The sequence below is a fragment of the Lentzea flava genome (genome assembly GCF_014648475.1).
GTDB lineage: Bacteria > Actinomycetota > Actinomycetes > Mycobacteriales > Pseudonocardiaceae > Lentzea > Lentzea flava.
The window spans coordinates 47,680-71,886 of the sequence record NZ_BMRE01000042.1 but is presented as its reverse complement, the minus strand read 5'-3'; the positions used below and the strand labels follow the sequence as shown (position 1 = coordinate 71,886).

Annotated in this window: 18 protein-coding genes and 1 pseudogene; 9 read left to right on the top strand and 10 right to left on the bottom strand. The window is 69.0% G+C overall.

What is annotated here, in order from left to right:
• Positions 1-100: 100 nt before the first annotated feature.
• Complete coding sequence (locus IEZ09_RS34170; RefSeq protein WP_189257944.1) at positions 101-550, top strand: hypothetical protein; 450 nt, start codon at positions 101-103, stop codon at positions 548-550.
• Between the two features lie 77 nt (positions 551-627).
• Positions 628-2,649 carry an NB-ARC domain-containing protein gene (locus tag IEZ09_RS34165; protein WP_189257943.1) on the top strand — a complete coding sequence of 674 codons (2,022 nt, stop codon included), beginning with the start codon at positions 628-630 and terminating at the stop codon, positions 2,647-2,649.
• On the opposite strand, the gene IEZ09_RS34160 is transcribed toward IEZ09_RS34165, so the two are convergent.
• The gene (locus tag IEZ09_RS34160; RefSeq protein WP_229813206.1) at positions 2,583-3,845 is read right to left on the bottom strand and encodes a CDP-glycerol glycerophosphotransferase family protein; all 1,263 of its coding nucleotides are present in this window, start codon (positions 3,843-3,845) and stop codon (positions 2,583-2,585) included. The two genes, IEZ09_RS34165 and IEZ09_RS34160, sit on opposite strands and share 67 nt — an antisense overlap.
• A gap of 100 nt (positions 3,846-3,945) precedes the next feature.
• On the opposite strand from IEZ09_RS34160, the gene IEZ09_RS34155 reads away from it, so the two are divergent.
• Complete coding sequence (locus tag IEZ09_RS34155; protein ID WP_189257941.1) at positions 3,946-4,152, top strand: hypothetical protein; 207 nt, start codon at positions 3,946-3,948, stop codon at positions 4,150-4,152.
• Between the two features lie 422 nt (positions 4,153-4,574).
• On the opposite strand, the gene IEZ09_RS34150 is transcribed toward IEZ09_RS34155, so the two are convergent.
• Positions 4,575-4,925, bottom strand: a complete 351-nt coding sequence (locus IEZ09_RS34150; protein WP_229813205.1) for a hypothetical protein — start codon at positions 4,923-4,925, stop codon at positions 4,575-4,577.
• A gap of 91 nt (positions 4,926-5,016) precedes the next feature.
• Here IEZ09_RS34150 and IEZ09_RS34145 point away from each other — a divergent pair, with 91 nt between their 5' ends.
• Positions 5,017-5,910: a hypothetical protein gene (locus tag IEZ09_RS34145; protein WP_229813204.1), complete on the top strand. Its 894-nt coding sequence runs from the start codon at positions 5,017-5,019 to the stop codon at positions 5,908-5,910.
• Between the two features lie 642 nt (positions 5,911-6,552).
• Here the strand turns inward: IEZ09_RS34145 and IEZ09_RS46880 are convergent.
• Positions 6,553-6,957: a hypothetical protein gene (locus IEZ09_RS46880; RefSeq protein WP_229813203.1), complete on the bottom strand. Its 405-nt coding sequence runs from the start codon at positions 6,955-6,957 to the stop codon at positions 6,553-6,555.
• On the opposite strand from IEZ09_RS46880, the pseudogene IEZ09_RS47995 reads away from it, so the two are divergent.
• Positions 6,943-7,260 (top strand): annotated as a pseudogene (locus IEZ09_RS47995) (AAA domain-containing protein); the annotation flags it as partial. The gene IEZ09_RS46880 and the pseudogene IEZ09_RS47995 overlap by 15 nt on opposite strands.
• A gap of 481 nt (positions 7,261-7,741) precedes the next feature.
• Positions 7,742-8,182 (top strand): SDR family oxidoreductase, encoded by a 441-nt coding sequence (locus tag IEZ09_RS46870; protein ID WP_229813201.1) that lies wholly within the window; start codon positions 7,742-7,744, stop codon positions 8,180-8,182.
• Between the two features lie 96 nt (positions 8,183-8,278).
• On the opposite strand, the gene IEZ09_RS34130 is transcribed toward IEZ09_RS46870, so the two are convergent.
• From IEZ09_RS34130 to IEZ09_RS34105, 6 genes are read right to left on the bottom strand one after another with little or no spacing between them, the layout of a single operon-like run.
• Positions 8,279-9,481: an ROK family transcriptional regulator gene (locus tag IEZ09_RS34130; protein WP_189257937.1), complete on the bottom strand. Its 1,203-nt coding sequence runs from the start codon at positions 9,479-9,481 to the stop codon at positions 8,279-8,281.
• 12 nt (positions 9,482-9,493) lie between these two features.
• Positions 9,494-11,617, bottom strand: coding sequence for a beta-galactosidase (locus IEZ09_RS34125; RefSeq protein WP_189257936.1), 2,124 nt, complete (start codon positions 11,615-11,617; stop codon positions 9,494-9,496).
• A gap of 12 nt (positions 11,618-11,629) precedes the next feature.
• Positions 11,630-12,541: a carbohydrate ABC transporter permease gene (locus tag IEZ09_RS34120; protein WP_189257935.1), complete on the bottom strand. Its 912-nt coding sequence runs from the start codon at positions 12,539-12,541 to the stop codon at positions 11,630-11,632.
• Between the two features lie 4 nt (positions 12,542-12,545).
• Positions 12,546-13,466: a carbohydrate ABC transporter permease gene (locus tag IEZ09_RS34115; protein ID WP_189257934.1), complete on the bottom strand. Its 921-nt coding sequence runs from the start codon at positions 13,464-13,466 to the stop codon at positions 12,546-12,548.
• Positions 13,457-14,671, bottom strand: coding sequence for an ABC transporter substrate-binding protein (locus tag IEZ09_RS34110; RefSeq protein ID WP_189257933.1), 1,215 nt, complete (start codon positions 14,669-14,671; stop codon positions 13,457-13,459). Before IEZ09_RS34110 ends, IEZ09_RS34115 begins: the two co-directional genes overlap by 10 nt.
• Positions 14,672-14,686: 15 nt before the next feature.
• Positions 14,687-17,170: a glycoside hydrolase family 2 protein gene (locus IEZ09_RS34105; protein WP_189257932.1), complete on the bottom strand. Its 2,484-nt coding sequence runs from the start codon at positions 17,168-17,170 to the stop codon at positions 14,687-14,689.
• Positions 17,171-17,664: 494 nt separating this feature from the next.
• On the opposite strand from IEZ09_RS34105, the gene IEZ09_RS34100 reads away from it, so the two are divergent.
• Both IEZ09_RS34100 and IEZ09_RS34095 read left to right on the top strand, forming a co-directional pair.
• Positions 17,665-19,572: a glycosyltransferase gene (locus IEZ09_RS34100; RefSeq protein ID WP_189257931.1), complete on the top strand. Its 1,908-nt coding sequence runs from the start codon at positions 17,665-17,667 to the stop codon at positions 19,570-19,572.
• Complete coding sequence (locus IEZ09_RS34095; protein ID WP_189257954.1) at positions 19,569-20,774, top strand: acyltransferase family protein; 1,206 nt, start codon at positions 19,569-19,571, stop codon at positions 20,772-20,774. The genes IEZ09_RS34100 and IEZ09_RS34095 overlap by 4 nt, the downstream gene beginning before the upstream one ends.
• On the opposite strand, the gene IEZ09_RS34090 is transcribed toward IEZ09_RS34095, so the two are convergent.
• Entirely contained in the window at positions 20,759-21,991 is a 1,233-nt protein-coding gene (locus IEZ09_RS34090; RefSeq protein WP_370467768.1) for an ROK family protein, read from the bottom strand. The two genes, IEZ09_RS34095 and IEZ09_RS34090, sit on opposite strands and share 16 nt — an antisense overlap.
• Positions 21,992-22,315: 324 nt before the next feature.
• Here IEZ09_RS34090 and IEZ09_RS34085 point away from each other — a divergent pair, with 324 nt between their 5' ends.
• The gene (locus IEZ09_RS34085) at positions 22,316-24,187 is read left to right on the top strand and encodes a discoidin domain-containing protein (RefSeq protein ID WP_189257929.1); all 1,872 of its coding nucleotides are present in this window, start codon (positions 22,316-22,318) and stop codon (positions 24,185-24,187) included.
• Positions 24,188-24,207: the final 20 nt, after the last annotated feature.

Below are 24,207 nucleotides of genomic sequence, written 5' to 3'. Positions count from 1 at the left end.
CCACCGGCTTGACGACACAATCCACTCCCGCAGACGCTCAACTCCAGCTCACCGTACCCGGCGTTCGGCTACGTGATCACCGAATCGGTACCGTGCTCACGTGACTCCGATCTGGGTGACGATGCTTGTGGCCGTGCTGAGCGTCTTCGGTGCGCTCGGAGCCCAGTGGCTCAACTCGGTGCGCGCCTTCCGCCTCGCCGAGATCGAACGGCGTGCCAAGCGTGAGGAGCGCCTCCAGCAGAACCGTGCAGACACCTATGCGAAGTTCCTGGTCGCGGCGCGCGCCCTGCGGCCGGCCTTGCGTTCCGGCGCAGGCACTGGCGAGGCGGCGCTGGCCACACTCCGCGACGCTGCCGCGTACATCGAGCTGAACGCTCCCGAACTAGCCGACGGGGCGCTCGCGGCTGTGCTCGACACCGGCGAACGGTGGTCTGAGCTCGTGCTGAGCAACCCGCCGACGGCGCCGGCGGTCACAGAGGCCGACGAGGAGTTCCACCACGCCGTCCGTACGCTGCGAGATCTCATGCGCAAGGACCTCGCCGACGAATGATCACAACGCGTGCCGCCGTCGTCACCAGACCGATAGGCTGACCGGATCGATCTTTGCCGGAGCGTGGGAGGCGCGGCGTGGTGGGCGATCAGGCGGGCTCTGACGGGGAGATCCACTTCCACGGTGTGCGGATGCCGCGGCCGCGTCAGCTGCCTGCGGCCATCGCCAAGCTGGTCAACCACGAGCGGACGCTCGGCGCGCTCGACGACGCGTTGGACGCGGTGAGCACAGCGGGTCCTGTGATCAGGGTGCTGCGTGGCCAGCGGGGTAGTGGAAAGACGACGGTCGCGGTGCACTGGCTGCACCACCGCGCGGATCGGTTTCCTGATGGCCAGCTCTACGCAAACCTCGGTGCGTGGACCGACCAGGTGAGCGCGCCGAGTGAGGTGCTCGCCGGATTCCTCGGCGCGCTCGGTGTGGACCGGGCACAGATCCCCGTAGATCTCGAGGCACGGGCCAGCCTCTTTCGATCATTGACCCACGGCAAGTCCCTCCAGGTGTTGCTCGACGACGCCGTGACGCCCGCCCAGGTGCGCGCGCTTCTTCCAGGCAGAGGCGCCTCCCTGGTCGTGGTCACCGGCCACGGGGCGTTCGGCTCGCTGCTGCAGCACAACGCTGCTCTCGTGGACGTCGAGCCGCTCGAGGACGAGATGGCCGTCGAACTGCTGCGTGCCTTCGCCGGCAACCGCGTCGACGGAGAGCCCTCGGCCCGTGATGCCCTGGTCGCCATGTGCGCAGGTCTGCCTGCCGCGCTGTGCGTGGTGGGAGTGCTGCTCGCGGAGTCACCAGACGTGTCGCTGGCCGAGCTGGTGGACGAACTGAAGGATCCGGCGACGGGGATCACGCGGGTGACCGTGGGCGGCGAGCCGTCGCTGGGCACCGTGTTCGACGCCGGATACCGCAGGCTCAGCCGCGTCGGCCAGCACTGCTACCGCGCGATCGGACTCCACCCGCACGGCGATGACCTGTCCGTCGCCGTGTTGGCGGCCGCCACTGGGCACTCCGAGGCGGCGTTGCGTCCGGTGATCCGTGAACTTCGAGACATGCGCACGATCGACCAGCCTCGCACCGGCCGGCTGACCGTCCACAAGCTGGTGCACGAACACGCGCGTCTGGTCGCCGGCACCGTCGACGACCAGGCGCACCGTCTCGCCGCCACTCGCTCGATGCTCGAGTGGTACGTGAAGGGAGCGGTCACCGCGGCAGCCGGGTTGCTGCCGCCGCGATCGTGGCGCGCCGAGTTCCTCCCCGCGTCCAGTGTGGACGGCGCGCATCCCGCGTCAGCCGATCCCGGCACGTGGCTGCGCACCGAGCGGGTCAACCTCCGCGCGGCCGTGACTGTCGCTTCTGAACTCGGCGAGCTGGATTCCGTCCTGCGGCTGTGCATCTCGCAGTGGTGGCTGTTCCTGACGGAGAAGTACGCCGACGACCTGCTGGCCACCCACGCACTCGGACTCCGCGCCGCGGAACATCTGCACGCGGATCGGGAGAAGGCGCTCCTGCTCGTGCAGCAAGGTTTCGCGTATCGCGGCCTCGGTCGGTTCCGCGACGCGGTCGACTCGTGCACAGCCGCGATCCGCCTCGCGGAGGGGGCCGGCAACGTGGAACTGGCAGCCACCGCACTGGAAGGCGCGGGACTGGCCGCGTTCGACAGCGGCGATCTCACCCAGTCGGCCGCGTGGTTGAAGCGCAACCTGGAACTGGCGGAAACGACGCGCGATCCGCGGCGAATCGCTCTGGCGTGCTTGCACGGTGCCAAGCCGGAACCGCCGGAGAAGGCACTGGTGCTGCTGCAGCGAGCCCACGAGGGCTTCCGGTCGCTACCGGCTCCTGAACCGCAGAACCTGGCGAAAGTGCTGCTGTGGCAAGGACGGAAACTCGGCACTGAAGGCGACCAGCGACTCCGGGAAGCGCTTGCACTGGCGACCGAACACAAGCTCCACGTCGATCGGGCCGAGATCCTGGAGGCATTGGCACAGCTGGAAACCGACCGTGACGCGGCCACCGAGCTGTACCGCGAAGCGTTGACGGTCTACGAGGAGCGCGGACTGCTCCATTCCGCGCTGGCAACCCGGCAAAGGCTTGCGGAGTTGGACTGACCTGCTTGCAGGCGAACGAGAGCAGGGAAGTCGGCGGCTTCCCTGCCGGCCTGCAGCCAGGCCAGGACGACGGCCGACCAGACCCGGCCGTCGCCGCCTGCCGACGTGAACTCCACGAACCCGGCATCCCTCGCACCCACCACCCAGGTGGTCCCGTTGACGGGCATTGTTGCGAGTACGGCGCCTGGAAGCGCGTCGAGCGTCTCGACGATCCAGCCGTGCGCGTCGCCCGGCCTGTCGTGCACCACGATGTCAGCCAACTCCAGGAGAGCTGAGCTGGGTTCGTCGGTGCTGACCATCAGTCCCGCGCCCGCCGGCAACGGCGCCACCTCGGCGGCATAGCGCACCACGGCAGCACACAGCTGATCGTCGGTAATCAGCAGGTCCGCGCTCACGACCTCTGCGACCGGACGACGCGGCGACAGTTCAGGCAGAGGAACGACGCGAGTGCCAGCAGGCGTTTCGGGCTCCGGCAGGTCGAGCAGACGGTAGAACTCCGAGCGGAGCAGCCGTGCGGCCTCACCAGGAACCGACGTCGTGAACCTGGTGATCTCCTCATGGGTCCGGCCGCGCTCGATCGCCGCGCGCACCTGCTCAGCCAGTGGTCGATGGAGGTCGAGCCGATCCGCGGCGGCGACGAACATGCCGACCGGGGAGGCCGGGTCGACCGCGTCATGCGGCCACGCGGCCAGCAACGCCGGCTTGCCCAACGCGGCGCCGTAGAACGTCACTGAGCCGTGATCGCCGATCACCAGGTCCGATGCGATCAGGCCCGCACGCCAGCCCTCCTCCGCCGGCACGAGCACCACCCCACGCCGACGGCACTCGTCGAGCCACATCTCGATCTGCCAGGGAGAGTGGTGGGCCCAGATGTTGGGGTGCAGGGCAACCGCGACCACGAAATCGTCCAACGGCAGCTCGGCGCTCAGCTCGTGCACCAACCTCGGCGCGGTGCCGAACAGCGATTCCGGGCCCCAGGTGGACGAGACGAACACCAGCTGTTGCCCAGGCCGCACACCGAACGCGTCGCGATACGTGCGGCGCAGCCGGACGCTCGCGAGCATCCGGTCGAAACACGGGTCACCCGCGACGACGGCCACGTCCAGCGCCGCCGGGCAGGAGTGTCTCAGCCGCTCGATCTGCTCGTCGTGCGAGAAGACCAGTGTTGATGCGATCGGCACGCCGTCTGACAGCAACCACTCAGGATCCAGCCCGAACACCGGGTTCCGGGTTCCGGGCCAAGTACTTATTGTATCCCATTCCGTGGGGGAGAATGATTATCGGGCTGTTCAGTTCGTGAAGCGGACCGCCATGACTTGTCGATATCGCCAGATCGATCTGACGATTTTCCAGCTCCGGCCATTCGACCTGACGCACACGATTGCTTTCGAAGTGCGCGCCGACATTCCCCGCGAACGGGGACGATTCCGTGCAAGTGAAGATCACTTCGATGCGGTGGTCGGTCGCCAGCAAAGGAAGGACGTCGAAGAGCCGGGTCGCTGACGTGACGTTGTGCACCACGCCGAGCACCGTTCGCTCAGGCCGGCGCGTAGTCCACACTGGACCGACGGCATCGGGAACGGCCGTCGGCCGCGAGGTCAACACGATCGACGATCATAACTATCCTCTTCTGAGAGGGACGGTCGATCAGGAGTGCGCGTTGTCACTGCAGTCAAGGTTGCGGACGGCCGTCGGTGGGGCGCTGGTCGTGGTGCAAAGCATCACATGACTTTCTTGCTTGGCGGTGTGCACGTCAACGGCTGGGTCGAGATCAGCGGCATGACTACCCAGACCTACACGCTCACCCGCACCTACACGACCAGCACCGGCTTCTGCTGCGGGCGACTGCTCGGTCGCGACGTTGGACGCGATCGGGTTCGGTCAGGAGGGTGGACAGCGGACGCATCTCGGCCCGTGGTGCCTGTTCAAGGCTGGTTGCGCTTCTTGCCCTTGGTGGACGGCACCGCGCGGAAGCCTGACTCGTCGCCCAGGTGCATGAAGAAGCGTCCGGCCAGCGTGCCGTTCTCGGCCAGAGCGGCCCAGCCGCGTCCGCTGATCTGATCGCCTTCGTCGGTGCCGTCCCAGGTGAATTCGACGAACGGTCGGCCGTCGCGCTCGATCCACCGGCAGTCCATCCAGCCCTCAACCGCGACAAAGCCAAACCGGCCGGTGCCATCCTTGGCGAACTCGATGAACCCAGGGCCGACAAGGTCGATGACCTCCTGATCCCACATCTCCATCTCGATGATCCGCCACCGTCCAGCCGGCCTCTTCACGAACCCTCCCTGTTCTCGATCCTGCCGGGACGCTAGTCGCGTGCTCAGTCGGCTGGGGCGCGTGGGTAACGTTTGTCGAGGGGGGTATCTCATGCGCGCGAACAAGAAGACCTGCGCGAACTGCCTGCGTCCGGTGCACGGATCACCGGGTGGGCGTGGTCGTGGGCGGGACATCGCATGGCACGCACACTGCCCGCCGTGTGCGCAGCTGGTGGCGGATCAGATGGAGACCGTGCTGTCGATCGAGCGGCCGCGCGGTACGCCGCTGCAGGTCCGCCGTTGCCGCTGGTGCGGCGCGGAGCGGACGTGTCCAGCGGGCTGGGCCACGCGTTGTCACCTGTGCCTCGACGAACGCACGTCGCCGGAGATCGACCTCGTCCGACTGGCCGCGTCATCTGGGTTCCGCGCCCCGCTGCGTGAGGCAGCACAACTGGCGGCCGTGACCACGTTGGTGGACGTGCTGGCGCAGTTCGAACAGCCGGGCTGGACGGTGATCGCGGGTGACGTGCTCGGGCTGCCTTGGACCGACGATCAGTACACGGCGAAGTCCCACGGCACGTGGGGCCGTCACGATGCGTGCGGCCGGATTCAGGTCATGTCCCGCGGCCGCGACGAGTGCGCCACGTGCCCGCCGGAGCCGCGATCGCGCACCCATCGTGCCCGTGCGGAGGATGCGTACCTGCTCTACCTGGTTCGGTACGGGGACTTCGTGAAGTTCGGCCGCGGCTACCACAGCAGGGTTCGCGACCACCTCCGCTCAGGTGCGACACCGGTTCAGGTGCTGACGGCCCGGCACGCCGACGTCCACGTCGCCGAACTCGCGCTCAAACGCCGGCATGTGAGGGACGTGGCCCGAGGCATCGAGGGCGTGCCGACGTCATTCGGAACCGGCACTGAAGTGCTCCCGATCAGGTTGTCACCTGACCTGCTGGACTTCCTTCCACATGGCGAGGACGTCACTCACCGCTTCGTTCCTCTTCGGTAGCAGACCTCACCAACGCTGACTCGGGTTGTTGAGTTCGTGCCACTGATCTGCTCGGCATAACGGTCTGGTGTCGGCTGTATCGCCGCGTGCCTCCTCCGCGATGTGCACCACGGCCTGTTCGGTGGTGAAGAAGGAGGAACGGTAGTGGCGAACAGTGGGGCTGCTCCGGGTCCGCAGGGCACGGCGGTTGATCAAGCGGTACGGCTTTTCCAGTTCCTCGCGCGGAGTCAGCAGCTAAAGTCCAACCCGCCTCGCACCACAGACAGCCACGAACCGGTGTTGTGGTTCGGGGATTTGCCCGAGCACGCTGCGATCCGCTCTGCGCATCGCGAGAACGCTCCCACCATCGGCGACTGCATGCTCACGGTGGACCGGATCGCGCGCCAGGATCCACCCGAGCCCGCCTCGGAACTGCGGCCGTGGCTGGACGGGGAGTGGGGATGACCACTGGTCGGAGTGGGCTGCGCGGAAGAAGATCGATCGAGCTGCGCGGAACGTCTACAACGGCCTGTTCTCCGCCTACGTCCCCGCTGCTGGACATGCCGAGGAACTCGAGTTGGTCGTCGGCGTCGGATGCCTGTCGTGGGCGCCACCCGGCCACTACGTTGTGCGGCGTCACATTGCGACTGTGCCTGCGGTGGTTCATTTCGACGATAGCACCGGGAGCTGACCCTCCAGCCGAGTGAGACCGCGGAAGGCCTGAACGTCGAGCTGGACATGCTCGACCCCGGTCGCGTGGCTGACCCGCAGCGTGTCGTCCAGATCAGGAACGAAGCCCGCGAGGTGACTTCCGCGGTACTGCATCGCGACGACGTGGGCGGGGTGCTGCGGCGTCTGGTGCACGCCCTCGACGGCGAGGCGGCGTACCTCGACGAGGACGACCCGCAGAAGCCGGGCGTGCACGCTGTGGCGGCGTTCGCGCCCGCTGTCATCCCGCGCAGGCGGTCGCGGCAGGGGATCGTCGACATTCTCGACTCGGTCGCCGGGCAGATCGGCGAGTCGGGTGTCGTCCCGGACGGGCTGCTTCCGCTGGTGGATCCGGATCACCGGCCGGCGACGGAGAGCTCACCCGAGCCCGGCGCCTTGGTCGACCTCGACTCCGAGCCCTTCCTGCCGTTGCCGGTCAACGACCGCCAGCTGCGCGTCCTCACCCAGGTCGACGCGAAGGCGCAGGTGCTTGTGCAGGGTCCTCCGGGAACGGGCAAGACTCACACCGTCGCCGCCCTGCTGTCGCATCTTCTCGCGCAGGGCAAGCGTGTGCTCGTCACCGCGCACACCGACCGCGCCCTGAAGGAGGTGCGGGCGAAGCTGCCCGAGGCCATTGCGCCGCTCGCCGTCTCGGTCGTCGGGTCCTCGCGCTCGGACATGGCGGACCTCAAGGTCGCTGTGGAGCGGATCAGTCATGTGGCCAGCGAGTACGACGCCGAGGGCGCGCGTCGGGCTGTTGACGACCACATCGCGGCGATCGAGGAGCTCCGTCTGCGCCGTGGCGGCTTGTACCGGCGGCTGCTCGATGCGCGCGGCGAAGAGGTCGTTGAGCACGAGGTCGGCGATTACCTCGGCACGCTCGCTGCCATCGCCCAGCGCGTTGAAGCGGAGCAGGAGCGGTTCGGCTGGCTGGCTGACCTGGTCGCGGTGAACGGCGTCGTTCCATCCCCACTCCCCGCGAGTGACATCGTGGAATGGCACAGGAGCGTCGTGGACGACGTGTTGAACGCCGATGAGCCCGAGTCGCGGCTCAAGCTGCTGGCCGTGGCAGACGTGCCCACCCCCGAGACGTTCTTCTCCCTGGTGACTGCGGAACGGCAGGCCGTCGCTGCCGAGGAGGGGCATGGCAGCCTCACACAGCACACGCATTCGAGGGCGTCCGGCGCTTGGACCAGTCCACGCGGACGGTGCTGCGGCAGCGGCTCAAGGGTTCGCGCGCGAGGTCGCAGGGTGGGTCGAACACGACGGGGTCGCGCAGCTGCCGCCGCTGCTGATGCAGCCGATCGCCCCCGCCGACGTCGCCGACCTCCTCGCCAGGGTCGCCGTCGGTGCTCCACAGGGCCGGCACCGCGACATCGCCGGACCCGAGCCGCAGGACCTGATCGACATGGCTCGCCGCACGCTCGCCGTCCAGGGCAGAAGCCTGAAACTCGTGCCGACCTGGCACGGCGGCATCTTCGACGAGACGGCTGCCGGTGACGCCCTGATGCCCGCGGCCGACGCCGAGACAGCCCCCACGACCTTCGACGAGTGGCTGGCGGCGCAACGGATTCAGCGGGACTGAGCTCGTGGCCGCGTCGTGGCCCACAGCTGGTGCAACCGGGCGACCCCGGTCGACGGCGTCCGTCACCTCGGGTTCGATCGCGTTGTGGACCGAGCGCTAACCGGCGGTGCGGATGCGGGTGACCGGCCGGGCTCCTCCTGCGGCGAGGAATTCCGCCACGGGAAGGGTCGCGGCGCCCAGCGCGACCGACTCCGGCCCGAGTTCGCACAGCATGATCGACGCCTGGGCGAACGGTCTGCGCAGGGCGTGGCGCGCCGCTTCTTCGCGGATGTCAGGCAGCAGCCGCGGGCCGAGCAGGAGTCCCGCCCAGCCGCCCAGGATCACGCGCTCGGGGTTGAAGAGGTTGATCAGGCTGCCGATGCCGACACCCGCATGGCGTGCGACCTCGTGCAGCACTTGCCGCGCGAGCGCGGTGTCCGAGGTGACCAGCGACCGCAGCGCTGCCTCCTGGTCCGCGGGGACGGTGCCGCCGAGCGAGCGATAGCGGTCGATGATGCCCTTGGCGCCGATGTAGGCCTCCAGGCAGCCGAACGCTCCGCAGCGACACTCCCGGCCGTCGAGGGCCACCGTCGTGTGGCCCCACTCTCCGGCACCGCCGGACGTGCCTCGGTAGGGCACGCCTTCCGCGATCACGCTCGCGCCGACGCCGGACCCGATCAGCGTGATGACCGCGTCGTCGATGCCGCGGCCGGCGCCGAACCACAGCTCCGCCTGGCCGGCCGTGTTGGCGCCGTTGTCCAGGTGCAGCGGGATGTTCGTGCCCGCGCGCAGCATGCGTTCCAGCGGAACGCCGTCCCAGCCCACGGTCTGCCCGTGGACCAGGCCGTGCTCCACCAGACCCGGTAGGCCGATGCCGACGCCGAGCACGTCGCCCTGGCGGGCCCCGATCTCGGTGAGGCAGCGGCGGAGTCCTGCGAGGATCCGCTTCGCGACCTCGTCGGCCGAGTGGGTGCCGGGCTGCATGGCGAACTTCGTCGTCGCCAGCCGCCGCAGCGTCAGGTCGAACGCCTCGACCAGCACGTGCGTTTCGCCGACGTCCACTCCGACGACGACGGCGTGGCGGGGGTTCACCCGCAGGAGCACGCGCGGCCGTCCGCCGTCGGAGTCGACGTGCCCGGCCTCGACCACGATCCCGTCGGCGATCAGCTCGCCCGTCACGTTGCTGACCGAGCCCTGGCTCAGGCCGGTCACCTCGGCGAGTTCGTGCCGGCTGCGCGGGCCGTCGAGGTACAACGCGCGCAACACCCGCGCCCGGTTGCCGGCGCGCAGGTCACGAACGGTCAGCTTGCCCCGGTGCACGGTGCGCTCTCCTCACGTCGGCACATGTTCGCGCCGTGTGGTCGTCGTGGCGTTCAGCAGCGTGCCGTGGGGCGCGGTGAACCGGACGCCGCCCGCTGTCACGCTCGGCGTGATCGAGGAACCGAGATGTCCGTTGCGACCGGTGACGAGCGCGTCGGTGACCACGCCGTCGGCGAGCCGGACGAGGGCGGCGCCGCCGGCGCACAGTTCGAGCACGGCCGAGTGGGACCTGGTGGTCTCGATGCGAACCGTGCCGCCGCAGTCGGCGTTCGCGAGCACCGCGAGGTGGTCCACGCCGCCGGGACACCGGCGCAGGTACACGTCGGCGACTCCCTCGACGACCCTCGCGGCGGGCGGCGCCCACTCGGCGACCCGCCGGGCGGCGACGGCCGCACTGTCCACAACGGACGGATCCGGCCAGTGCAGGACCCGGTCCGGGGCCGCGGAACGGATCACGTCGTCGAGCAGCAGGCACGACCGCCCGTGGAGATCGAACCCCGGCATCTCGCCGACGAGAATCAGCCGTCCGCCCTCCGCGACGTGGCTCGCGAGCAGCCGTTGTTGCGGGCGTGGCAGGTAACGCCACGTCGGCACCACCAGCGGAATACCCGTGACCCGGCCCGACGCACGCCCCACGGCGTCGGCCGGGTCGGTGCTCGGATCGTCGAGGTCCCACAGGCCGAAGTCGAGCTGGTACATCCGCGCCGCGTCGTGCCACGCCCGCAGGAACTCCCCGCACGCGGGCACCGCCCCGTGGTTCCCGCGGTCCGCGGGTCGTGCGTTCCACGCGGCGGCGGCCGCGTGCGGCGCCCAGTAACCGACCACCGCCGACCGCACGGGACGGCCGATGGCCCATTCGGTTCCGTGGCGGCGCAGATAGTCCGCGAGCGCCCGCGCGGTCGCCGCCTTCTCCGTTTCCTCGCCGTTCGCCGAGATCGGAGCACAATCCGGGTACGGCCGGTCGTGGAAGCGGTCGAGGTCGGAGCCCCAGGAGCTGGTGGCGACACCGGTGTAGAGGTTGTAGCCGGTGGCGCCGCAGGCCAGCGCGAGAACGGTCTGGTGCAGGCAGGTGGCCGGATCGGCGAACGCCTTCTCGTAGAGCACCGAGAAGCCCCAGTTCTCCTCGTAGTTGCAGCCGGGCGCCAGCTTGGCCGCGATCACGTAGCGAGCACGGGACTCGTCGTTCTCGGCGACCGGTCCGACCCAGTTGGTGAAGCCGTAGCGCACGCCGGCCCAGCGCCACGGCTGCGTCCGGGCGAGCCACGAGTCCAGTGCACCCGGCTCGGCGGCGGGCGGGTTCACGTTCACCACCGTGGGCACCGCCGCACCGACGGTGGCCGACCATCGCCGGAACAGCTCGGCGAACCGCTCGGCCTGCGTGTGTCCCCACGCCACCCGTCGCAGCGGATCGATCTCGGCGGCACCGGACGCGGGAGGAGACGGCGGACCGTCGCCGAGCGGAGCGTGCAGCCGGTGGTGGGCGGCCAGCGCGGATGCGCTGAAGTCCATGTCCCACAAGCCGAGCGCGCCGTCGGTGTAGATCCCCTCGTTGGCGATCTGCACCGCGACGATCGGACCGTCCGGCGCGGAATGCGGCCGCACGAGCTGCTCGCCGACCGCGCGCAGCCAGGACAGCACGAGTTCGTCGAACACCGGGCACAGCGGCGCGGGCAGTGGCCAGTCCACCGGCTTGCCGTCGGGTCCGCACCGCGATCCGGACCAGGTTCTCGGCGCACCGGAGGCGTCGAGAACCGGTTCGATGCGCCTGTCGTGGAGCGGCGACACCCAGTCGGGCAGGCCGCCGTAGTTGGTCTCGGCGTGGATGAACGGCCCCGGCTTGACCACCACGCACAGGCCGGCTTCCGCCGCGAGCCGGACGAACCGCGCCGCGTCGCGTCGCGGGTCGGTTCTGCCGACCAGATCAGGGGACCGCTGCGCCATGGGCTGGTGGTGCCGCCACGGCACGTACGTCGTGACCGCGTCCACTCCCGTGCGCGCCAACGTCGTCAGCCGGTCACCCCAGTTCCTCGGCTCGTCCCGGTAGTACGGGTAGTCGGCGGTGACGAACGGCCGCGGCTGCCCGTCCCTGACGAACCATCCCTCGCGTACCGCGGAGACCTGAAATGACGTGCTCACAGGCATCCTCCTTCAACTCTTCATTCCGGTGAGCTGGATTCCGTCGAGGATCCTGCGCCCGAACACCAGGAAGATCCCGATGACCGGCAGCACGGCGATCACCGCGCCCGCCATGACCAGGTGGGGCTGTGCGACCCGACCGGCCGCGAGCGCCTGCAACGCGAGCGGCAGCGTGTACTCGTCCTGATCAGAGAGGATCACCAGTGGCCACAGCAGTTCGTTCCAGTGGAAGATGAAGCTCGTGATGGTGACGACCGCGAGCGCGGGCCTGGCCAGCGGCAACGCCAGCGACCAGAAGATCCGCAGCCGGCCGGCGCCGTCGATCATGGCCGCTTCTTCGAGTTCACTCGGCAGGGTCAGGAAGAACTGCCGGAGCAGGAAGATGTCGAACGCCGACACCAGGCTGGGCACGATGACGCCGGAGAGACTGTCCCCCAGGCCGAGCTCCTGGGTGACGAACACCTTGGGGACGAGCAGGGCGATGCCGGGGACCATGATCGTGGCCAGCACGACGAGGAACAACGCGTCACGTCCGGGAAACGGGATGCGGGCGAACGCGTAGGCGGCCAGTGCGTCCAGCAGGAGCTTTCCCGGGATCAGCACGACCGCGACGATCACGCTGTTGAGCGTGGCGGTGGCGAATCCGCCCAGATCGAGGACCTGGAGGTGGTTGGCGAAGGTGCCCGCCCACTCGCCGGTGCGCGCGTCCGTCGGCAACAGGTTCGGTGTCGGGGTGAACACGTCCTGCGGCCGCTTGAACGACGTCGCCACCATCCACACGAACGGCGCCAGCGCGACGACCACCCCGCCGATCAGCACGACGTGAGCGGTGAGCCGCAACGCGATCGGTGCGTTGTGCCGCCTGCGGATTCTCGCTGGTGGCGCGGTCGCGACAGCGGGCGCCGCGTCCAGGGTGCCGGTCATCGCGTCATCCTTCGTACTGCCGTGGAACCAGGCGGAACTGCGCCGCGGTCACCAGGAGGATGGTCACGAACAACAGAACGGACATGGCGCTCGCCGCGCCCATCGCGCCGTTGCGGTAGCCGAACAGGTAGAGGTGCAGGACGTAGCTCAGGCCGGAGCGCTCCGGCCCGGCGTTGCCGCCGAACAGCACGTAGACGATGCCGAACACCTGCAGTGCCGCGATCACGCCGGTGACGACGAGGTAGAACGTGGTGGGACGCAACAGCGGCAGCGTGATGCGCCCGAGTTGCTGCCACCGGTTCGCGCCGTCCACTTCGGACGCCTCGTAATAGGTGCGTGGTATTCCTTTGAGACCGGCGAGGAAGATGAGCATCGCCGTACCGGACTGCCAGGCCGCGATGAGCGCCAGTGCCGGGATCACCACGCCAGGGGTGCCGAGCCAGTCGGGGCCGGCGACTCCCAGCACGTCGAGGCCTGCGTTGATCAGACCGAACTGCGGGTCGTAGAGCCACTTCCAGATCGCCGCGACCGCCGCTTCCGCGGTGATCACCGGGAGGTAGAAGACGAGCCGGTAGAACGCCTGTCCCCGGCGGACGAGATCGATGAGGTAGGCCTGGACGAATCCGGTCACCAGCGAGGCGGGCACCGACAGCAGCGCGTACAGGGCGGTGACGCGAACCGACTTCCAGAAGTCCGGGTACAGGTCGGAGTCGAAGAGGATCTCCCGGTAGTTCCGCAGTCCTGCCCAGCGGGCCGGGGAGATCATGTCCCATTCCGTGAAGCTGAAGTACAGCGCCGCCCCGGCGGGCACGAGCATGAACACCAGGGTGTGCAGCATCGCGGGCGCGGTGAAGGCGAAGCCGGCCAGCGCGTCCCGCCGACGCCGATGCCAGGAACTCGGCCGGTGGACGCCGTTCACTGCCACCCCAGCAGTTTGCGGGCTCTGGCAGCGGCGTCCGCCAGTGCGTCGGCGGGTGACCTGCCGCCGTCGACACCTTCCTCGATCGCCTTGGCGAGGTACTCGTCGTTGATCTGGATCCACTCCGGCACGGTGGGACGCGCCTGAGCGGTCTCGAGCTGGTCGACGAACACCTTGAACGCCGGATCGGTGTTGATCTTCGCTGCCTGCGCGGCCTTCCTGTTCGTCGGGAAGTTGCCGGTGATGTTGCTGAACTCGGCGTTGTGCGTGGCGTCGGACAGGAACCGCAGCCACTTCCACGCCGCGTCGGGGTTGCGGGCCTTGCCGAACACCACACCGTTGTCGCCGCCGATGTTGCTCGCCGCGACGTCCTTCCTCGGCAACGGTGCCACGCCGAAGTCCAGCTGCGGGAACTGCTGCCTGATCGCCGGCACCTCCCACGGGCCGGAGAACATCATCGCGGCGAGTCCTTTGTGGAACGGGTTCTCGCTGTTGGTGATCTGGCGCGGTGAGCTCTCCAGCAGCTTGCGCCACAACGCGAGTGCTTCCTGCGCCGGTGGGTCGGCGAAGGCGATCCTCCTGCTGCTCTCGTCGAGCATCGTGCCCCCGGCGGAGGCGACGAACGCCGGGAAGAGCCAGGCTCCGAAGCCATCACCTTTGGGAACGTTCACCCCTGCGAGGTTCGGGTTCTCCCGGTGCACCCGTGCGGACTCGGCGACCAGCTCGCTCCAGGTCGCCGGCGGCGTGCTGACGAGTTTCCTGTTGTAGAACAGCGCCACGGTGGTCTGCTGAAGGGGGATTCCCCACAGCTTCCCGGAGATCTTGTTGGTGCGCAGCGCGCCGTCGTAGAAGTCGGACTCGGTGATCGTGCCCGCCGGGACCTCGGCGAGCTGCCCGGCGTTCGCGTAGCGGGCCATCAGCGGCTGGTCGAGGTAACCCGCGTCCGGGCCGCGGCCACCGCCCAGTGCGGAGGAGAGCTTGGTGTTGTAGTCGTCCTTGGGAATCTCGGTGAGGCGGACGGTGATCGTGGGTTCCGTCTCCTCGAACCGCTTGGCCAGCTGCTTGATCTGCTTGGACTGATCCGGGGTCGGCTGGTAGTACCAGAACTCCACGACCTTCTCGGTCGCCGGGGAGTCACCGCCGCAGGCCGCCGACGCCGCCAGCGAGACCACTGCGGCGGTCGCCGCGACCCATCTGACGAGAGCTCTCATCGTTCCTCCTGGTGGTCACGCGGTCACACTGTCCACATAGAACCGTTGTCCCCGAGCGACGCGGTCGTCGGAGATCGCCATCGTGAGGTGCACCCGTTCCACCCGGCCGAGGTCGACTCCCGCGAACCGGGACAGCCGGACGCACACCGCGGTCCACCGGTTCGCCGGAACCGGGTCCGGCACCAGGACGTCCGTCTCTACGCGGTTGACGTCCCGGACTCCGAGCTTCACCCGGTACCCGCCGACCGAGGCGAGCACCCGCGCACAGAGGTGGGTCGCGTCGTGCAGGTCGACCGGATGGCGGTACAGGTAGATCCCGATACCCGGCCACGAGCCGAGGGCGGTCATCCGCACGGCCCACCGACCCGAGTTCGGCATCACCAGGCGGTCGACGACCGCGTTGCGCATCGGGTGCGCACCGTCCGGGCACGTGAAGTCCGCCAGGGTTCGCGGGTCCTCCGGCACTCCACAGTGGACGAACTCGAATCGCGGGCACGACGGCGGTCGCGCGGAGCACAACGGTCCGGTGATCGCGGAGGAGACGGATCGGTATCTCGACTCGAGTTCGTCTCGCACCGGCCGCCGCCGCTGTCTGCTGATGTCGCTGAGACCGAAGGTGTTGACCCCGGCGATCGGGGTGCGCCAGTCGTACGCCGCCCACCAGATGCTGCCGACGAGCCAGCCGCCCGGCCGGGTGGCGAGCCTGCGCTCGTAGACCGGCCAGGTGTGGTCGAAGACCTGGCGTTGCCGGCCGGCCAGAGCGTCGTCCTCCTGGGCCCACATGCCGAACTCGGCGACGAGCACCGGCTTGTCCGGCCAGGCGGCGTGCGCCTGGTCGAGGAACCGCTCGGTGAGCTCGGCCTCCGCCCCGGCGGCGGTGGATCCGAAGACACCGAAGTACGTGGTCCATCCCGCCACGTCGACCAGGCTCTGCGTGGGGTCGTGCGGGCCTGGCCGATCAGCCGCCGCTGCCTGGGTCACCAGACGGCCGTCGTCGTAGCACCGGAGATCGTGGACGACGCGCCGCAGGAACTCGGCGCGGTGCTCGACGCTGATCGCCTCGTTGGTGGCGCTCCAGAACAACACGCTGGGCCGGTTGTAGTCGCGGAACACCATCTCCCGCCACATCTGTTCCGCTGTCCCGCGGTGCAGCTGGTCGGCGAAGTGGTAGGTGTCGAACCACCAGGTCGGGATCTCCTCGACGACGGCCAGTCCGACCCGATCGGCGACGAGGTAGGTCAGCGGGTGGTTCGGGTAGTGAGCGGTGCGTAGCAGGGTCGCGCCCGTTTCGCGGATGTCGACCAGGTCGTCGATCACCCGCTGCGGCGAGGCGACGGTACGTCCGGTGTCCACCCAGTCCTCGTGGCGTGCGATGCCGCGGAACGCGGCCTTGCGCCCGTTGAGCAGCACGGCCGGTGCGTCGGCGGCGACAGCGACGGTGCGCAGACCGATCTGCGTGGCGAAGCTGTCGACGACCTGCCCGCGGTCGATCAGTTCGACCGTGAGCACGTAGAGGTTCGCGGTCTGCGGGGTCCACAACCGCGGCTGGTCCACCACGCCGACGAACCGGGCCGTTCCGTCACCGGTCCGAGAGTCGATGACGACCTCGTGCGGCCCCTCGCCCCGCCACGACGCGGGAGCCCCCTCCAGGTCGGCCGGCGCCGAGGTGCCGAGCAGGCGGCGCGGAACCACGGCGTCGGCAAGCCTCGCCCTGACCACGAGACCGGGGCCAGGCGCCTCGCCGGGCCGGTCGATCACGACGGTCGCCACGAAGTCCGCACACTCGGGCGGATCACCGATCACGGTGGTGGGGACGACGTCGACCCTCGCCACCGAGACGGCGGGCAGCCGCTCCAGGTACACGTCCTGGATGAGCCCCGTGTAGTTCCACCAGTCGGAGATCACCGCGGGCACGATGTCGGTCCGGCTGTCCCAGGGCGGGTTGTCCACCCGAACCGCGATCAGGTTGTCCCCGTCGGCCACCGCGTGCGTGACGTCCAGGCTGAACGGGCTGTAGCCGCCCTCATGACAGCCGATCCACCTGCCGTTGACCCACACGTCGGCGATGTAGTTGACCGCGAGGAAGGTCAGCCGGACCCGTTCGTCGCGACCCGGTGCCGCCATCGGGACCACGCGCCGGTACCAGACTCCGTCCTCGTACCGCTCGGTCACGTTCTCCGGCAACGGAACGCGGTGCGTGCGCCATCCGCTGTCGTCGTGGTCGACCCGGTGCCGCCCTCGTCCTTCCTCCTCGATGACCGGTAGCGCCACCCGCCGGTCGGTCAGGGAGAGCTGGTGGTCCACGGTCGCCCGTTCGGCTCGCCAGTCACCGGCGAGGTCGACGAGGTGTCTCGACGGCTGCCGCTCGATGCCCGGCATCGGGCCGCCGTACGCGTAGGGCACCACGAGACCGTTCAGCCGGCGCAGCTCGACCGTCGGGGCCAGGGTGCCGGCCGTCCGCGACACGAACGGGGAATCCGGGTGCTGATGCCGCCGCACCGTCCCACCTCATCTCAGTCCACCACGTGGTCGACCTCGCCACCTCGGACCATAGTTCAAGACTTATAATAAGTCGAGCACTTAGCGACGATGATCAAGAGCTCGAGTCGGCCGACGCGTCCGCGCGCCCTCCTCCCGGCGAGCTGCGAACAGCACCACAACAGCGTCCTACCCGCGCTGAACCAGCGTCAGGGGGCCAATTCACGAGCGGTCCCACAATGGGAGAAGTAAACCGTGATCCCGGTCATAATTTCCCACTTGATTCATTGAATGAATTTACTGCGGTGTAACAGCTCGTTGTGCAATGGCAAGACCATTTCGCTAGCCATACCGGCAGTATCAAACCCACGGACTAGTGACCGGACCTCAAAGGTGCCGATACTTTCGGGGCGGCGTGCAATGAATTCACCTGCAGCCGCCTCCTCGGATTTCGTCCCGAAGGGAATATCGTGTCGGTCAATCAGGTCAGTCGCCCGCCAGGCGCTGGCGCGGTCTTGTCACGGCCACTCGTCTACGAGGCTGAAAGATGGCGCGACATCGCGTGGCACGTGCTGGGCGTGCGCAGCCGTCGCGCCAGCCGGACCGTGGTCGCGGTGGTCCGCCTGATGGAGCTCGCCCAGGTGGAGGCCCGGTTCGGCACCGACGGCGTGGACACCGTGCTCACCCAGCTGGCACACCGGATCACGCCGCAATTGGCACCTCGTGAGCGAATCGGGTACGCGGGCAACGGAACTCTCATGTTGTTGCTGCCGGACACGGCCACCCGGCGGGTGAAGTCCCGGTTGGACCGGATCGGGCGGCAGATCTCCGCCGCCCGGCTGACCGTGGGCACCGAGCAGCTGTCCGTCACCCCCGCGATCGGCTGGGCGAGCGCCGAGGAAAGGACCGGCCATAAAACGACCGGCAGCGAAAGGACCGGCACCGATGAGCTCGACGCGCTGGTCGAACGCGCGGAACACGCCGCGGGCGTCGCCGCGCAACACCTCGATTTGACCCCGCGGAACTGGGCCTCCACCACGCACGTGCCGCGCAGGAAACTGCTGCCCGGCATCCTGCGCACACCGCTGCAGACAGCGGCCACACTGGCGATCGGATTGCTGTTGCCGTTCCTGGTGCTCGCCGAGTTCGGCAAAGCCGGAGTCGACCTGGTCGCGCCCGCGTACGTCGCGGTCTGCCTCGCGCTGGTGCTGACCGCGCTGGTGATCAGGTGGGAGACCTACTGCGCGCTCGACCCGCAGCGCCCGCCGAAGGAGCCCGCGGCGCCGTACCCGCCCGCCTCCGCGATCATCGCGGCCTACCTGCCCAACGAGGCGGACACCATCATCGAGACGATCCAGCGGGTGCTCGCGGTGGACTACCCGGCGCCGTTGCAGGTGGTGCTCGCGTACAACACGCCGAGAAGGCTGCCGGTCGAGGACGAGCTCCGCAGGCTGGCCGCCGCCGACCCGCGGCTCGTCGTGCTGAACGTGCCCTACAGCCACTCCAAGGCCCAGAACATCAACGCCGCGCTCTCGGCGGTCACCGGTGAGTTCGTCGGGGTCTTCGACGCCGACCACCACCCCGACGCGAACGCGTTCCGCCGGGCGTGGCGGTGGCTGTCCCACGGCGCGGACGTGGTGCAGGGGCACTGCGTGATCCGCAACGGCCACGAGTCACCGGTGGCGCGCATGGTCGCCGTCGAGTTCGAGTCGATCTACGCGGTGAGTCATCCCGGTCGCACGCAGCTGCACGGCTTCGGCCTGTTCGGCGGCTCCAACGGGTTCTGGCGGACGAGCGCGCTGCGCGAGACCCGGATGCGCGGCGAGATGCTGACCGAGGACATCGACTCCTCGATCAGGGCGCTGCTGGCCGGCAAGAAGGTGGTCACCGATCCGGCGTTGCTCAGCAGGGAACTCGCGCCCACCACGCTCGGCGCACTGTGGAACCAGCGGATGCGATGGGCCCAGGGCTGGTTCCAGGTCTCCCTGCGGCACCTGCCAGCCGTGCTGCGGTCCAGCACGCTGACCACGAAGAACAAGATCGGCCTGCTGTACCTGCTCGGCTGGCGGGAGATCTATCCCTGGATCTCGTTGCAGATCTTCCCGCTGCTGGCGTTCATCGCCTGGCACGACGGCGCGCACGCCATCGAGTGGGACATCTCGATCTTCGTGCTGGCGTCGCTGTTCACCCTGTCGGTCGGGCCGGCCCAGGTGCTGTTCGCCTACCGGCTCGCCGCGCCGGAGATCCGCGGGAACCGCCGATGGTTCTGGTCCTATCTCGTGGTGTCGCTGTTCTTCTACACGCCGTTCAAGAACCTCATCGCGCGGATTGCCCAGGTCAAGGAGCTCTCCGGCGAACGCCGCTGGGTGGTCACACCGCGGACCGCTGCCGTGCCCGCCGCGATCGCCGGGGAGCGCGCGTGATCCGGCCTGCGAAGCCTGCGGGCACCGACACCGCCGTCACGGCAACCGGAATCGCCCACGGCCGGTTCTCCGTCGACGCGATCAGGGCGTTGGCCGCCCTGCCGGTGCTGATCTTCCACGCCTACCAGTACAGCCGCTACGGCCCTGATGCCGCCTGGCCGCTGGACGGCGTCTGGCATCAGATCCTGATGGCGTTTCCCTTCGGGGTGGACCTGTTCTTCGTCCTGTCGGCGTTTCTGCTGGGCCTGCCCTACGCCAGGGCCGCGCTCGACTCCGGCCCACCCCGCCGCGCCCGTGTCGTGCTGCTGCGACGAGCGGCGAGGCTGCTGCCGCTCTACTACATCACCGTGCTCCTGGTGTGGGGCTTCACCAACCCGACGCTGCCGGGCGACTGGCGGGATCTGTTGCTGCACTTGACGTTCACCCACGTCTACAGCGACGAGAAGATCTTCTACAGCAACGGTCCCGCGTGGTCGCTCGCCGTGGAGATGCACTTCTACCTGCTGCTGGTGGTGATCGGCTCGATCGCACAACGCCACGTGCCCCGGCTGGAGTCCCGGCGGGCGCGCCTGACCGCCCTGTACGGCGGGATCGCGTCGCTGGCCCTGATCAGCAACGCCTACCGCTGCTGGGCCGTGTACGTGGCGGACGCCCACTACGAACAGTGGTCCTACTGGTTCAACCCGCTCGCCAAACTCGACGTGTTCGCCATCGGTCTCGCGTTCGCCGTGCTGATCGCGGACGGCAGGGGACTGCGCACCAAGCCCGCGCGTTACGGCGTCGGCCTGCTCGGCGCGGGCATGATCGTGGCGGTCGTGCTCACGCAGCCGCTCGGCAGGCCGATCAGCACGTGGTGGCATCCGCTGTTCGCACTCGCCGCCATGCTGGTGATCGCGGCCACGGCGATCCACGACGGCGGCTCGGTCCCCGCGGTGCTCCGGTGGCGGCCGCTGGTCTGGACCGGGGTGATCAGCTACAGCCTGTACCTGTGGCAGGAACCGATGCTGCGGCTCCTCGACAGCGCCGGCCTGCTGCCCGCATCCGGCCATCCCCACACGTTCCCGGTCGCGGGCGTCGTGCTGACGGCCGTGAGCCTGCTGGTGGCGTGGATCAGCTACTGGTTGATCGAGCAAACCGGACTGAAGATCCTCGCCGCCTTCGACCGGGAAGGCCGGAAACGGGACTACTACGCGGAGTCGTGACGTTTGCCGGCGCGGTGGGCGATCCGGTCGCGGTCGCTCGGCGCCGAGGCGCCACCGGTGGCGAGGAAGTGTTCGACCGGGAGAGTGGCGGCACCCATCGCCACCGCGTCCGGTCCCAGCCGGCCCAGCTCGATCGACGTCTGGGCGAACGGATGGTCGAGCGCGTGCTCCGCGGCGGCCGCGGTGATCTTCGCGAGCAACCGTGATCCGAGCAGGAGTCCCGCCCAGCCGCCCACGATGATGCGTTCCGGGTTGAAGAGATTGATCAGGTTGGCGATCCCCGCGCCGAGGTAGGTGGCGGTCTCGTCCAGCACCTCGGCCGCGACCCCACCGCGCTCGGCGGCGTCGAGCAGCTCGGCGAGAGCGGCCTCTTCGCTCGCTCCGCGCCGGCGACGCCCACGCCTCGCCTCCTGGTACCGCTCCAGCACGGCCTCCGCGCCGACGTACGCCTCAAGGCAACCACGGGCCCCGCACCGGCACCGCCTGCCACCGACGTGGACCGTGGTGTGGCCCCACTCGCCGGCACTGCTGGTCACGCCGCGGTAGGTGGAGCCGTGGGTGATGATGCTGGCTCCCACACCGGAGCCGATCAGCACGACCACCGCGTGCCGGCAGCCGCGACCGGCGCCGAACCACATCTCGGCCTGCCCCATGTTCTTGGCGCCGTTGTCGATGTGCAGGGGGAGGTCCGTGCCCGCGCGGAGCAGCCGTTCCAACGGGACCGCGTCCCAGCCGAACGTCTGGCCGTGGACCAGCACCTCCGCGCCGTGCTCCACCACGCCCGAGACGCCGATGCCGACGCCGAGGACGTCGCCTTCGGAGACACCTGCCTCGGCGCACACGGCCTTGATCCCGGCCAGAACCCGGTCCACGACGAACTCGACGTCGTGCCCGCCGGCCAGCTCGTAGGACACCTTGGCGCGCAAGGTCATCGCGAGGTCGAAGAGCTCGACCCGGACGCAGGTCTCTCCCACGTCGACCCCGATCACCGAGCGGTACCCGGGGTTGACGCGGAGCAACACGTGGGGGCGCCCACCGTCGGAGTCCATCGAACCCGCTGTGATCACGACACCTGACGCGATCAGGTCGCTCACCACGTTGCCGACGGTGCCCGCGCTGAGGCCCGTGAGCCTGCTCAGCTCCTGACGGCTGGCGGGACCGTCGAAGTAGAGCTGCCACAGGACCACGGCGCTGTTGCCACGACGCAGGTCACGCACGGTGCTCCGCTGGTGCGGTACCACGCCCACCCCCTTTCTTTCCTTGCCGGACCACAGTATTGCCGATCAAACGACTGGCGCCGAGTCGCCACGTCGTTGACCTCCACTTTGCCAGCACGTTAAATTAACGCTTGAAATAAGTGCTTGGCCTCGGACGATGACGCCCGACGACAGTTCCTCAACGGTTGGCGTGCAGCCACGAGCCGCGCCTGCCTCTGTCGGCCCCTCGGTGCCCAGCCGTGCCGAGTTCCCGAACCCGCGGAGGATCCTGAGGAGGAAGTCGTGCACACCCGTCTGGATTCCCGGCGACCACGGGTCGCCCACGTGACAGCCGCAGTCAGCCTCGTCCTGCTCGGCATGACCGTGCCAGGCGCTGCCGCGCCTGCCGCACTGCACGCCGCCGATGCCGAAGGGGTCGGCTCGTGGATCACCACGGCCGATCGCTCCCAGTTGCTCACCCCGCAGCCGGCGACGGCCTTCCGTTCCGGGCCGGCCGGTGCCGCGGACACGATCGCCGTCGACCCCGGTCAGACCTACCAGACGATCACGGGGTTCGGGGCGTCCTTCACCGACTCCTCCGCCTGGCTGATCTGGAACTCGCCGCACCGCGACGCCATCATGACCAAGCTGTTCGACCCGAAGCGGGGCATCGGACTGAGCGCGGTGCGCCAACCCGTTGGCGCGTCGGACTTCTCCCGGTCTGCCTACACGTACGACGACGTCCCGAAAGGACAGACGGACCCGGACCTGACCCGGTTCTCCATCGCCCACGACGAGCCCTACGTGCTGCCCCTGCTGCGGCGTGCCAGGGAGATCAACCCGCAGACCACGTTCCTGGCGTCGCCGTGGAGCGCGCCGGCGTGGATGAAGACCAGCGGCGAGCTGATCGGCGGCAGTCTGAAACGCGAGCACCACCAGGTCTATGCGAACTACTTCGTCAAGTTCCTCCAGGCCTACCGGGACGCCGGTGTGCCGGTCTCCCTGGTGACACCCCAGAACGAACCGGAGTTCTCGCCGGGGAACTACCCCGGCATGCTGATGTCCGCGCAGGATCAGGCCGACTTCATCGGCGGCGCGCTCGGTCCGGCGATCTCCAGGGCCGGGCTGGACACCCGCATTCTGGCCTTCGACCACAACTGGGACCGGCCGGGCTATCCGCTCGACGTGCTCCGCGACTCGACCGCCGCCCGGTACACGGCGGGCTCGGCCTTCCACTGCTACGCGGGTGAGCCGGGTGTGCAGACGAACGTGCACAACGCGTTCCCCGGCAAGGAGGTCCACTTCACCGAGTGCTCCGGAATCAAGACCGGCGACGAGGCGAGGACGTTCGCCGACACGTTGAGCTGGCAGACCCGCAACCTGATCATCGGCGCCACCCGGAACTGGGCGAAGAGCGTCGTCCTGTGGAACCTGGCGCTCGACCAGAACGGCGGGCCGACCATGAACTGCACCACCTGCACCGGCGTGACGACGGTGCGCAGCGACGGCACCGTCACCTACAACGCCGAGTACTACGTGCTGGGCCACATCAGCAAGTTCGTGAAGCCCGGCGCGGTGCGCATCGGCTCCAACACCTTCGGTCAGGGCAACGTCGAGAACGTCGCCTTCCGGAACCCGGACGGGTCCACCGTTCTCGTCGCCCACAACAGCGGGTCGGGCACCCGGACCTTCGACGTCACCTCCGCCGGCCGGCGCTTCAGCACGTCACTGTCGGCGGGCGCGGTCGCCACGTTCACCTGGCCGGCCGGTGATCCTCCTCCACCCGGCGGCGGAGAGTCCGCAGTGGACCGGTCCGGCTGGCGCGTCAGTGCGTCGTCCACTCCCGCCGATGCCTGCTGCACCGCGGACACCGCGGCGAAGGCGATCGACGGCACCTCCTCCACCCGGTGGTCCACCGGCTTCGCCCAACAGCCTGGCCAGTGGTTCCAGATCGATCTCGGTGCCCCGCGGAAGCTCACCAAGATCGTCCTGGAGAACGGCTCCAGCACCGGAGACCACCCGCGGGGCTACGCCGTGCACGCCTCCGCCGACCCGTCCTCCTGGGGCGACGCCATCACCACCGGACAGGGCAGCGACCCGACCACCACCATCCAGCTCCCCGCCATCACCGCCAGATACCTCCGCATCACCCAAACCGGCGACGCGGGCAACTGGTGGAGCATCTCCGAGCTGAACCTCTACGCCCCCGCGACGTAGACCCGGTGCGGCGGTCGTGG

Bases quoted from the DNA above. Each gene is read 5' to 3' on its own strand.
- IEZ09_RS34120 (WP_189257935.1), bottom strand. From the start codon at position 12,541: ATGACCGGCACCCTGGACGCGGCGCCCGCTGTCGCGACCGCGCCACCA.
- IEZ09_RS46870 (WP_229813201.1), top strand. From the start codon at position 7,742: ATGGCAGCCTCACACAGCACACGCATTCGAGGGCGTCCGGCGCTTGGA.
- IEZ09_RS34110 (WP_189257933.1), bottom strand. From the start codon at position 14,671: ATGAGAGCTCTCGTCAGATGGGTCGCGGCGACCGCCGCAGTGGTCTCG.
- IEZ09_RS34145 (WP_229813204.1), top strand. From the start codon at position 5,017: ATGCGCGCGAACAAGAAGACCTGCGCGAACTGCCTGCGTCCGGTGCAC.